At 64.3% G+C, this 11636-nt stretch carries 7 protein-coding genes and 1 pseudogene; 5 read left to right on the forward strand and 3 right to left on the reverse strand.

Annotation, left to right across the window (positions count from 1 at the left end; genetic code table 11):
- Nucleotides 1–332, reverse strand: a pseudogene (locus EHS19_RS04565) (hypothetical protein); the annotation flags it as partial.
- A 254-nt stretch (nucleotides 333–586) separates the two neighbouring features.
- Here EHS19_RS04565 and EHS19_RS04570 point away from each other — a divergent pair.
- The gene (locus EHS19_RS04570) at nucleotides 587–1702 is read left to right on the forward strand and encodes a Fic family protein (RefSeq protein ID WP_241677079.1); all 1116 of its coding nucleotides are present in this window, start codon (nucleotides 587–589) and stop codon (nucleotides 1700–1702) included.
- 300 nt (nucleotides 1703–2002) lie between these two features.
- Here the strand turns inward: EHS19_RS04570 and ychF are convergent, their stop codons facing one another.
- Nucleotides 2003–3097 (reverse strand): redox-regulated ATPase YchF, encoded by a 1095-nt coding sequence (ychF, locus tag EHS19_RS04575; protein ID WP_151916609.1) that lies wholly within the window; start codon nucleotides 3095–3097, stop codon nucleotides 2003–2005.
- Between the two features lie 330 nt (nucleotides 3098–3427).
- On the opposite strand from ychF, the gene EHS19_RS04580 reads away from it, so the two are divergent.
- The 3 genes from EHS19_RS04580 (at nucleotide 3428) to EHS19_RS04590 (ending at nucleotide 9461) form a co-directional block, all read left to right on the forward strand.
- A complete protein-coding gene (locus EHS19_RS04580) occupies nucleotides 3428–5512 on the forward strand; it encodes a DUF6020 family protein (RefSeq protein WP_151916610.1) in 2085 nt (694 codons plus the stop codon).
- Nucleotides 5497–6978 carry an MATE family efflux transporter gene (locus EHS19_RS04585; RefSeq protein WP_151916611.1) on the forward strand — a complete coding sequence of 494 codons (1482 nt, stop codon included), beginning with the start codon at nucleotides 5497–5499 and terminating at the stop codon, nucleotides 6976–6978. Before EHS19_RS04580 ends, EHS19_RS04585 begins: the two co-directional genes overlap by 16 nt.
- A gap of 203 nt (nucleotides 6979–7181) precedes the next feature.
- Nucleotides 7182–9461 (forward strand): hypothetical protein, encoded by a 2280-nt coding sequence (locus tag EHS19_RS04590; protein ID WP_151916612.1) that lies wholly within the window; start codon nucleotides 7182–7184, stop codon nucleotides 9459–9461.
- A 117-nt stretch (nucleotides 9462–9578) separates the two neighbouring features.
- Here EHS19_RS04590 and EHS19_RS04595 read toward each other — a convergent pair whose 3' ends face one another.
- Nucleotides 9579–10208: an HAD family hydrolase gene (locus EHS19_RS04595; RefSeq protein ID WP_151916643.1), complete on the reverse strand. Its 630-nt coding sequence runs from the start codon at nucleotides 10206–10208 to the stop codon at nucleotides 9579–9581.
- A 567-nt stretch (nucleotides 10209–10775) separates the two neighbouring features.
- Between EHS19_RS04595 and EHS19_RS04600 the strand changes: the two genes are divergently transcribed.
- The gene (locus EHS19_RS04600) at nucleotides 10776–11477 is read left to right on the forward strand and encodes a DUF1819 family protein (RefSeq protein ID WP_151916613.1); all 702 of its coding nucleotides are present in this window, start codon (nucleotides 10776–10778) and stop codon (nucleotides 11475–11477) included.
- The last annotated feature ends 159 nt before the right edge of the window (nucleotides 11478–11636 follow it).

Below are 11636 nucleotides of genomic sequence, written 5' to 3' on the forward strand. Positions count from 1 at the left end.
TCGTTCAGCGCTTCGATGCGACCATGCTCTAGCGGATAGGCCGGGTCGTTCTCCAACGTGACGTCCAATGCCTTGCGCAGCATCTCATGCTGGCTGGCGCCCATGATAGCCGCGCACTGGTCGCGGAACGTCATGCGCGAGCCCGACGGCTGACGCTCGGACAACACCCGCGGCGTCCACGCGCCGGACTCCCAGTCGGCGCGCATGTCGTTCTTGAACAACGACATGTTATGGTCGAACAGCGGGGCCGGACCGAGGATGCGCCCGGTATGGTTGTCTCGCGAGGCCAAACCGGGTTCCGCCACCACGCCCTTGGCGCGAGCAACTGCCATCAGTATAGACAGGCACCGTGGAACCATTATGATTCCAAGGCTATACGCCGATTTTCGGTGTTTTCGATGCATAGAAGAGTAATATGCTTATTCTAAGCGTTGATGCACGGCGAAACGAGGTGATAAGGGGATTGGATTACAAAAGCATCAGGCAGACCATCGGCATGTCACGATCCACGCGCAGACCGGTGGAAGCGGCGCAGCAAGAGTACGAGTCACGGATTAACGGATGGTCCACGTTTCGCTCCGGGATCATGTTCGATGGACATGAGATGTTCGCCGTGTGCTTCAGAGAGCTCTGCACGGCGCTCGACACCGTCAGGGAACTCGAAGTGAAAGTGGAGTCGCTGTGGAACAGCCTGCCGAACCTCGCCAAGCGGGCATACCTGTTCGACCTCATCGGTGCCGAGATGCAAAGCACCAACACCATCGAGGGGGTGCACACCACGCGTAAGGAGATAGCCGACGCACTGGAATCGGCCGCAGGCTCAGGCCCTCACAAGCGGCTTGCCGAGTTCGCGCAGCTGTTTCTCGGGCTGTCCGGCGAGGAGGGAGGAAGGCTCGGACTGCCCCACGATCTCAAGGACATCAGAAGCATCTACGATCAGGTCGTGAACGGTGAGATAGCCGACAAGGACAAGCCCGACGGCATGCTGTTCCGCAAGGGAACGGTCAGCGTATGGGATGACGGCAGCGGGCGCAAAATCCATGACGGCACGTATCCCGAATCACAGATACAGGTACAGCTCACCCAATGGATTGCCCTGATCGCCGACCAAAGCATTCCGCCGGTGCTCCGGGCGGTGATGTGCCATTACGCCTTCGAATACATCCACCCGTTCTATGACGGCAACGGGAGAACGGGACGATTCCTGCTGGCGTTGCAGCTGAGCAAGCATCTGAGCGTTCCCACCGCGATCTCGCTCAGCCCGGTCATAGCCGATGCCAAAGGTCGGTATTACAAGGCGTTCGACGACGCCCAGTTCCCGTTGAACTGCTCCGACGTGTCTCTGTTCTGCTACCGGATGGTGAAGTTCATCATCACCGCGCAGAAGAACATCATCTCCGATCTGGGGGATAAGTGGAACTGCTTGACGGCGGCCCGCGAAAGGCTTGAAGGATACGCCGAAAGGGAGCAGGCCTCCACCGACCAGAAGAACATCCTGTTCTACCTGCTGCAGGCGGAACTGTTCGACAACGATCCCCTCCCGGTCTCCCGCAAGGGATTGTGCTCATGGCTCAAGGTCGGGAACACCAGGCTCATGAGCGCGGTCAACGGGTTGCTCGGCCTCGGGCTTCTTCAGGAGCACGGCAAGAGGCCGATCCGATACTCGCTGTCGGAGAAGGCCCGCGAGCAATTCCTGCGATAAAGTCGAAAGAAGCATGCAACAATGAGCGGATCGGTGGACACCACCGCCGTGTGCACGCGCAGCGGAGGCTGGTGGGCCTTCGAGTTGCCCGAAAGCCCACCAGCATCACGCGAATCAGACTGAAACCAATTCCTCGTGATCGGAATCGCCATAATACACATGAACGTGCGGCTCTTGTGATGCTCGTCCCGTCCTGATGCATCTTGCGAATGATGATTCCGAAGAACCTGCTCAGCTCCGGCATCCAGCATCTCCGTTCAGCGTATCAGACGACAACAAGGCCTCCCCGTCATCCATCGGTCACTTGCTCACGTTAAACTTGAACTCGACGATGTCGCCGTCCTGCATCACGTAGTCGCGGCCCTCCTGGCGGAGCTTGCCCTCCTCCTTGATCTGCACCATCGAGCCGTTCGCGGCCACGAAATCGTCGTAGGAGACGATGTCGGCCTTGATGAAGCCCTTCTCGAAGTCGGTGTGGATCACGCCGGCGGCCTGCGGGGCGGTCCAGCCCTTGTGGATCTGCCAGGCGCGCACCTCCTTGACGCCTGCGGTCAGGAACGTCTGAAGACCGAGAATGTCGAATCCGACGCGGGCCAGCTGATCGAGGCCGGATTCCTTGAGACCGGCGTCCTCAAGCATCTCGCGGGCATCCGCCTCATCGAGATCGGTCAGATCGGCCTCGAACTGGGCGTTGAGGAACACGGCCGGCGCGGGCGCGACCGATGCGGCGAGCTGCTTCTTGAGCTCGTCGTTCGACAGCTCGTCGTCGTCCACGTTGAACACGTAGATGAACGGCTTGGCGGTCATCAGATGCAGGTCGTAGACGGAATCCTTGTCGAAGCGGCCTTCGCGCGCGGCCTTGTCGAGCGTCTCGCCGTTGCCGAGGATCCGCTGCGCCTCCTTGACGGCATCAAGATACGCCGGCTCGATCTTCTTGCCGCGCAGGTCCTTCTCCAGCTTGGGTAGCGCGTTCTCGATGGTCTGCAGGTCCGCGAGAATCAGCTCGGTGTTGATGGTGTCGATGTCGTCGGCCGGATCGACCCTGCCGTTGACGTGCACGATGTCGTCGTCCTTGAACGCGCGCACGACCTCGCAGATCGCGTCCGCCTCGCGGATGTTCGCGAGGAACTTGTTGCCCAGACCCTCGCCCTCGGAGGCGCCCTTGACGATGCCGGCGATGTCGACGAACGTGACGGTGGCGGGCACGATCTTCTCGGTGTGCACCAGATCGGCGAGCACGGCGAGCCGCTTGTCGGGAAGCGGCACGATGCCGGTGTTCGGCTCGATCGTTGCGAACGGATAGTTTTCCGCGAGAACGTTGTTGCGCGTCAGCGCGTTGAACATGGTGGACTTGCCGACGTTCGGCAGACCGACGATTCCAATAGTTAAAGCCATGCATTCCAGTCTAAGGAGCATGGCGACATACGCGCGATTCGCGCATGCCCGATTCCCATGCGCTTTAGCTTCTGCGCACGCTCACCCCGCACGCTCACCCCGCACGCGCACGCGCACGCGCATCCCGCCCCCGGCGTTACCTGAGCGCTTCGCGTTGGTGAATTCTTGCTGAAATCCGCGATACAACGTAGTCGACTCGGGTACGCTATGTGACGTATCGTCTGCGATGCGGCATTGTGCCGGGCGCGGGGCATGTGTCGGGGCGTGGGGCGCAGCGGCGCCTGGGTTGGAGGCTGACGACGTGATGACTGACGCCAGGGATGCGGGCCGATGAGATTCATATCGGCTGGTCCGCGCATGCTCGCCCACGGTTCTCACATGCTCGCCCAAGGTCGACGCACGCTTATCGACGGCTTTGCTCCGTCCGGTGTACCAAGGATCCTCGTCTGTCTGGCGGGCGCGGCCGTCGTCGTCATGGCCGACAACGCGGCCACGCATGCCGACATCGGCCCGTTTGATCTGCTTTTCATGCTTCGCATCGCACTGCTGTTCTGTCTGCTTGCCATGCTGTTCGCCGCGGGGGAGCGGCTGCTGCTGGCTCGGCGCGGGCGTTCCGTTCGCGATGCGCTCCGTCCGCGCACTGCGCTGCGTGCCGCGATTCACGCGGCCGCAGAACGCGCGCTGCGCTGGTGGCGCGGGCGCGGCCGACTCGGCCGCCTGCTCGCCGCCACCGCGCTGATGGCGGCATGCTGGCTGCCGTACGTGATCATGCTGCTGCCCGGCACTATCTGGTTCGACACCGGCGATCAGATCGCCCAGTTCCTCGGCATCTCCGCATACGGGCAGCCGATCGGCACGATCTCGTCGCATCATCCGCCACTCGACACGCTCGTCTTCGGCGGCGTCGCATGGCTGGGAGAGCGGCTGACCGGCGATTATCAGAACGGGCTCGCGGTCTATGTGATCGTCCAGCTTGCCGCCACCTGCCTGGGATTGTCGGCGATCTGCCTGTATGTCCACCGCATCGGCGCCGGGCGCGCGGCCGCAACGGCCATGTTCGTCTTCTTCGCCGTGTTTCCCGCGTTTCCCATCTTCACGATGTCGATCGTCAAGGACACGCTGCATCAGGTCGTGCTCATCCCGTGGCTGCTGATGGTCGTCGAGACCGCCCGCACCAGACTCGCCGCATTGCGTTCCGCGCGATGGTGCGCGGCCCTGCTGTGCGTGTCGGTGCTCACCGCCGCGACCAGCGCGACGGGACTCTACGTGGTCGTCCTCTCGCTCGCCGCACTCCCGTTCACCTCACTGAAAACCGCCTGGAACCACGGAAAACCGCGAGGCTGCGGCATCCGGCTGCGTCTGATTGCCGTATTGCTGACGGCGGCCACGCTGATCATATCCGCGGTCGGCGTGCCGGCCGCCGTGCGCTTGGTCGTGCCCATCGCCCGCGAGGATGCGAATCAGGCGCTTGTCGTGCCCATGCAGATGACCGCCCGTTGGATGCTTGACCACGCCGACGAGGCGACCGCGCAGGAGCGTGCCGCCATCGACCGCGTCAACGAGGTGTCGTCGGCCGCGATGCCATACCTGTACAACCCGTATCTGGCGGACCCGATCATCCAATACGAGCTGCGCGATTCCAGCGCGGACGCGGTCGGCGACTATCTGCGCGTGTGGGCGGCGCAGGGCGCGCGCGATCCGATGCCGTATCTCAATGCGTTCGCATCCCTCGAATCCGGCTGGTTCTCGTTGCGACGCACGCCGCTGGTCAACGCCGACGCGCCGTTCGATCTTGACATGGTGCGCGATGCCGCGCCCGGCGCGATCGGCAACCAGATGCTCATGCAGACGTGGAATCCGGTCAGCCATCCGTTCGCCGCGTTGAACCGCGCTCTGGATCAGCAGACCGACCCGACCCCGCCGTATGCGTTCACGCCGTATGCGAACACGGGCGGGCAGCGCGCGGCGGCGGCCGTATGGGACGCGCTGTGCGCCATTCCGGTGGTTTCGGCGCTCACCTATACGGCGGTGTGGACGTTCCTCATGCCGCTGTTCCTGCTGTTCTGCGCGGCCGGCGGCCGGCGTCGTCGCGGCTTGCGCTCCGGCTCGCCGTGCCGAAGCGCCGGCGACCGCGACGCAACGCAGCGCCCCGACGCGGCGGCATGCCCGTGGACCGCCGCCATGCCGCTCGTCTGGTCGCTGCTCGCCCTGCTGCCGAGCGCGATATCGGTGCCGCTCAAGCCGACGGCGACCCGATACATGCTGTGGGCGCTGTTCATGGTGCCGTTCTATCTGTGCATCCTGCGCGCCGCCCGCCTACGCACCGCCCGCCAGGGCGCATCGCACGGGGTGCGCATGCCGAACGAAGCGCGCACGCCGCTTGGGAAAGGGGATTCGACATGCGACGAGGACTAGTGCTCAATCTCATCGGCAACGTGACGTTCTTCGTGTGCGGCTATGCGATCCACTTCTTCGTCGGCGGCTACGCGTCGGCGGCCGGCTACGGCGTGGTCGGCACGATCATCACCGTGCTTGACTTCGAATATCTGTTCACCAGCAACGGCGCCCGCCAGTCGCTGGCACGCAACCTGGCGTCGCGGCGATACGACGTGCGCGACACCATCGTCAAGGCGCTTGTCGTGCAGGCCGCCGTCATCGCGCTGTTCTTCATCGTCGACTTCGCCGGCGCCCCGCTGCTCGCCGGCGCGCTCAACGACGACGATCTGACCGGCTACTTCCGCATGGCCGCGTTCCTGCTTCCCGCCAACGGACTGTACATCATCATGCTCGGCATCAACGAGGGACTCCAGCACTTCGGTCGCAGCGCGTCGCTGTACACGTTCTATTCGCTGATCAAACTCGGCACGATCCCGCTGATTCTCGTCGCGTTCCCGCATGATCCGGCGATGGGCGTCGAAGTGGGGTACCTGTCGTCCATGATCGTCACCATTGCGGTCGGCGGCGTGATGTTCCTGACACTGTCGCGCAGCAGTGCGGGCGGCACTGGCGGAGGTGGCGCGTCGGGCGAAACCCGCGCGACGCGGCGCATCGCATGGCGCGAGGTGGTCCGCGACACGTTCTCGTTCTCGCTGTTCTTCATCATGGCGTCGCTGATTCTGAGCGCCGACACGCTCGTCGTCAAGGCGCTTGTCACGCCCGCGTCGATGACCGGCTACTATACGGGGGCCGTGAACTTCGGCAAGACCACCTACTACCTGCTGCAGGCGTTCGCCGTGGTGATTCTGCCGGTCGTTTCGCGTCTACTCGCCGCTGGCGCCGCCTCCCGCGCGAAGGCGGTCGGCAAGGCACGCGATCTCGTGCTCGTCGCGTTCGCGTTCGTGCTGCCGATCGCGGTGACGATCTCCGCCACGGCCGAGGGCCTGCTGTCGGCGTTCTATCGCGACGACTTCGCCGTCGCCGCGCCCGCCCTGTCGTGCCTCGCGTTGTCCGGCTTCTTCATGGGCATGACCGTCGTGTTCAACATGATCCTCAACGCCGAGAAGGACACGCACTTCTCCGACGTGCTGTCGATCACCTCGCTGATCGTCGTGCTGCCGGTGTTCGCCGCGGCCGCCCGCTTCGGCGGCATCACCGTCGTCGCCGCCTCCAGCATGATCTGCACGTTCGTGACGATGACGATCTCGTATCTGCGGCTGCGGGCGCGCTTCGCCGACGTGATGACCGCCCGCGCATGGGTGGTCGTCGCCGTCAACGCGGCCGTGTGGGCGGCGCTGCACATTGCCGACCAGACGGTGCACATCCGCTATTTCGCACTGCTTGCGCTCTGCTATGCCGTGCTGTACGCGGCGTATCTGGCGGTGCTGTTCGCGACGCGCCTCATCGACCGCACGTTCATCCACTCGCTCAAGGACGCCGGATGACGAATTCAGGCGACGGATGACGGGTATTACGGGGATGACGGGTTCAGGCGATGGGTTCAGACAATGGATGATGGGCGATCCGGATATGATGACGACGATCGCACGGTGATCGCACGGTGATGAATGCAACGCAGACAGGACGACGATCGCAGCGATCACGACAACGATCAGCACAGCAATCACAGCGACTAGGGAAGGACACGATGACCAAGGCACCGCTCACAAGCGCGTCCGACGACGCCCACGCACGCCCATCACGCCATCGGCGACTGCTGCGCGAATCGGCCCCCTTCGCCGTCGCGATCATCATCATCGCCATCCTCGAACTGTTCGTCTTCAACATGCCCTACTGGCAGACGCGCGGCGCCACCCCGCAGCCGGCCATCGAAGGCGCGGCCGGACCGGGGCTGACCATCGAGGCGGACGGCACCGCCTACATCACCGACCCGGAAACCGCCTATCGCGACCTGTCCAGCAACGCGCCGATCGACTACCTGTACGTCAACCCCGGCCCCGCCGAGCGCACCGGGCAGGGCAACGACGTGCGCTGGTCGATCTCCACGATGAAGGACACCGACGGCGGCTGGTACGACGCCAACGCGATCGTCGGCTACTCGCCGTCCTCCGCAATGTCGCGCTACTCGCATGTGGGCGGCGGCGCGACCCATGTGCGCATCCGCTACCAGATGGACCCCGGCGGGCGCGTGCCCTTCACCACGTACACGGTCAACCCGCGCGTGCCGATGAGCTTCGACATGCGCCGTCTCGCGCTCGAACTGCTCATCGCCGCCGCGATCCTCGCGTTCCGCCCCGGCTCGCGACTCCACCGGCGCACGTTCTCGATGCGCGACAAGGCGTGCGCGATCGCGGTCGTCGCGCTCGTCGCGGTCGAATGCGCGCTCGTGCTCGGCCTGTTCTCGATGGCGGCGCCACCCGAGCACGAGCAGCCCGCATACTGGGATTTCTTCGCCTCCTATCAGGCATCCGACCAATACCAGCGCATGGGCGAATCCCTGCTCGACGGCCGCGCCGACCTCGACTATCCGGTCAACCCCGACCTTGCGGCGATGAGCAACCCGTACGACACGCGGGCGCGCACCGACGTGGCCCTATCGAACCGGTCGGTGCCCGTCTACTTCGACGTGGCGTTCCACGACGGACGCTACTACAGCTACTTCGGCGTGCTGCCGGCGCTCGTCATGTTCGCGCCGTTCCGCGCGATCACCGGCATGAACCTGCGCACCAACACGGCGATCGGCATCTGCGCCGTGCTCGTCACCATCGCCTCGATGCTGCTCGTCATCCAGATCGCGCGGCTCGTCGCCCGGCGCGGCGGCACGCGGGTGCATCTCGGCGCGGTGCTGATCGCCGGCGCGTGCGCGTTCCTCGGCACCGGCGTGCCGATCCTCATCCAACTCGGCTACTTCTACCAGATCCCGCAGGAGCTGGCGATGGCGCTCGCCATGGGCGCGCTCGCATGCTGGATCGAATCGAAGCTGCGCGGGCTGAGTCTGCCGTGGCTTGCGGCCGGCTCGCTGCTCATGGCGCTGACGGTCGCCAGCCGCCCGCAGACCGTGCTCGCCACGTTCATAGCGATTCCGCTGTTCTGGGACGACATCCGCCGCATGTGGGTCGACGGCGTGCGCGAGCTGCGCGGCGCGGGCGGCAAGCTCGGCAAGCGCGGTAAGCGCGTCGCTTCTGCCGGCGCGGGAGCCACAGCCGGCCGGCGTCGCCATCCCGCGCTGCTGCGCGAGGCGAGGGCCTGGCTGTGCGTGATCGTGCCGTATCTTGCGGTGATCATCCCGCAGCTGGTATACAACAAGGCGCGATTCGGCTCGCTGTTCGACTTCGGCGCGAACTACAATCTCACCGGATACGACATGACCAACTTCCACGCGCCCCTTGCGCAGTACGTGTCGTTCACGTTCTACTACTTCCTTCAGCCGCCGAATCTGACCGCGCAGTTCCCGTTCGTCAACCAGGTCGGCATTCCGGTGACGACATGGCGATCCGAGCATCCCAACTTCGGCGGATTCCTCATGACCACCGCGCCGTTCGCACTGCTGCTGTTCGTCGCGCCGCTGTGGATGCGCATGCTGCGCCGCATCCGCATCGCTGGTCTCTTCCACGGTTCGCTGGTCGCGGCGCTGCTCATCTACCTGATCAACGCGCGCATCACCGGCGTCGATTTCCGCTACGAGATCGACTTCACATGGACGATCATGATGGCGTTCACCGTGCTGCTGCTGGTCATCGACGCGGCGACGAATCCCACGGACGGCGCGATTGGCGAGGATTCCGCGGATAGTGGTGCGGCGGACGCGACGCGCTATCGCACGATGATGCACCGGCTTGTCATCGGCTTCCTGACGGCCGCGATCGCGCTCGCGGCCGCGTTCCTGTTCTTCAAACAGTTCATGGACGACATGAACATGCCCACGCGCACATGGTGGGACACCGCAGCCTGGTTCACGTTCATGTAGCCGTGCAGCCGTGCGATCGTGCAGCCGTGCAGCCACCCTGCCCGCCGCCGTGCAGCCGTGTGCCACGCGAAGCGCGCGCGGCGACGGACGGGGCGGGCGCAGGGGTTCGATGCAGCGCTACAGTCGCACGCCGAGCGAGGTGAGCGCCTGCCGCGCCTGCAGGGCGTTGTCGAACAGCACGCCGTGGATGCCGACCTCGTTCGCGCCGACCACGTTCCTCGCGGTGTCGTCGAAGAAGACGCAGCGCTCGGCGGTCAGGCCGAAGCGGTGCAATGCGAGCTCGTAGATGTCGGCGTTCGGCTTGTGCATCTTCTCGACGCCGGAGACGACCGTGCCGTCGAGCAGACGTTCGAGCTGCGGGAACTTGTCGAAGGCGATGTGGAACGTCTCATGCGACCAGTTCGTCAATCCCCACACGCCGTAGCCGTGGCGTTTGAGATCGGCCAGCAGCTGCTCCATGCCGGGCAGGATGCGCGGCAGCGCGTCGCCGTAGTGCTCGATGTAGTAGCGGAATATCGCGGCGATGTCCTCGCCCTGCTCGCGCACCACGTCCGGGTAGATGTCGGCGAAGTCCTCGCCCGCGTCCATGCGATCCTCGTAGCGGAAGAAGCCATGCGGATCGTCGGGCGCGCAGATCGCCTCGACGACCGGCTCGAGGTAGTGGCCGGTCAGGCAGGCGCGCGTCTGCCAGTCGAGCAGCACGCCGCAGAAATCGAAGATCACATCGGTGACGGCGGTGGATTGCATGGATTCGGTCATGGCATCGGTGCCGGGAAAGTCAGTCATGGAGTGCTCCTCGCTTCCTGCTGGGTTCCGTTCGTCTCCGCGGTGCTGCGCACCGCAGGTCCACGGCCTAGTCTACCCGACCTTCACGCGCCTGAGCGCGAGGTGCTGAGTGGACAATGGAATCGGAGACGCGGGCAAGGAGGCTGGAATGGTGGGAGCTGCATTGTTCGGTGTCCTATCTCTAAACTGAGAGGCTGTTTTGCGGTGCAACGGCAGTCTATCTCTAAACTGAGAGGCTGTCATGAACGGATAATTCATGGTGGTTACGCCGTTTGTGGCCAAATTGCATGGCCGGCATGCGGTCGCGTAGCCTCTCAGTTTGCAGATAGACTGCCGTAATAGGCCAAAACAGCCTCTCAGCTTTGAAATAGCATGACTGCCGGGTGGTTCATCAGCATCCATGCCTTTACAATAGACAGCCGCAGCTGAGTCGGCGCTGCGTTGTCGTTGCCGTGACATTTGCCGGCATATCGCGGCTCGGGGATACGATGGCATATTCTTGTGATCGACCACAGGCGAGGAGGACGCATGGCGGGTTCGTATGGTGCCGAGACCGGGCGGAACGAACGATATCGGCTGTCCTTCACGGTCGGGGGACTGCTTGCGCCGCAGGGACGCGTTCTCGCCTCGATGCTGGTGCGCGATGCCGCATTCGTCGCTGATACCGCGCCCGCCGCCGGTGCTGAGTCCGCCGCTGATCCGATGCGCGTCGAACTGGGGGAGCGCGTGCTGCGCATTCGCAGACGGGCCATCGACTCCAACGCGCTGTCCATCCGCACGCAGTCGGCGAGCGCGCGCATGGTGAGCGAGGTGCTCAAGCGCCTCAGCGCGCTGAGCGGGGAGGAGATCCGCTTTCTTGCCGACGAGGGCACCACGGCGAATGACTGCCGTGCGCTGATGTGGGTGGCGATGTGCCGCTACTATGCGCTGATCGGCCAGTTCGCCGCCGAAGTGGTTCGCGATCGCTATCTGATGGGACTGCTGTCGCTGACCCGTGAGGATTATGACCGGTTCATCCGGGCGAAGGCCATGTGGCATCCCGAATTGGAGGAGCTGACGCCGGCGACCGCGAACAAGCTGCGCGCCAACCTGTTCAAGGCCATGGTCGAGGCCGATCTGCTGGATGCGCGCGACAACACGATACTGCCCTCGCTGCTGAGCGGCACCGTGCTGAGTATGCTGGATGGCAGGCCGGATTCGATGCTGTTCTTTCCCATGCGGAACGCTTGAGCCGCATATTCGGAACACAGCGAGGCGAGATTGACGTGACGTCTCGGCTCGGCGATGATGCCGGCAACAGAAGCGGCAGAGGGCGGCGACGGCAATCAAAGGCAAGGAAGGGCGGCGACGACGGCGAATGGCATGGACGACTGTGAGAGGAGACGAAGG

The sequence above is a fragment of the Bifidobacterium jacchi genome (genome assembly GCF_009078285.1).
Lineage (GTDB): Bacteria > Actinomycetota > Actinomycetes > Actinomycetales > Bifidobacteriaceae > Bifidobacterium > Bifidobacterium jacchi.

Coding starts and splice junctions, on each gene's coding strand:
- EHS19_RS04570 (WP_241677079.1), top strand. CDS start 587: ATGTTCGATGGACATGAGATGTTCGCCGTGTGCTTCAGAGAGCTCTGC.
- ychF (WP_151916609.1), bottom strand. CDS start 3,097: ATGGCTTTAACTATTGGAATCGTCGGTCTGCCGAACGTCGGCAAGTCC.
- EHS19_RS04580 (WP_151916610.1), top strand. CDS start 3,428: ATGAGATTCATATCGGCTGGTCCGCGCATGCTCGCCCACGGTTCTCAC.
- EHS19_RS04585 (WP_151916611.1), top strand. CDS start 5,497: ATGCGACGAGGACTAGTGCTCAATCTCATCGGCAACGTGACGTTCTTC.
- EHS19_RS04590 (WP_151916612.1), top strand. CDS start 7,182: ATGACCAAGGCACCGCTCACAAGCGCGTCCGACGACGCCCACGCACGC.
- EHS19_RS04595 (WP_151916643.1), bottom strand. CDS start 10,208: ATGCAATCCACCGCCGTCACCGATGTGATCTTCGATTTCTGCGGCGTG.
- EHS19_RS04600 (WP_151916613.1), top strand. CDS start 10,776: ATGGCGGGTTCGTATGGTGCCGAGACCGGGCGGAACGAACGATATCGG.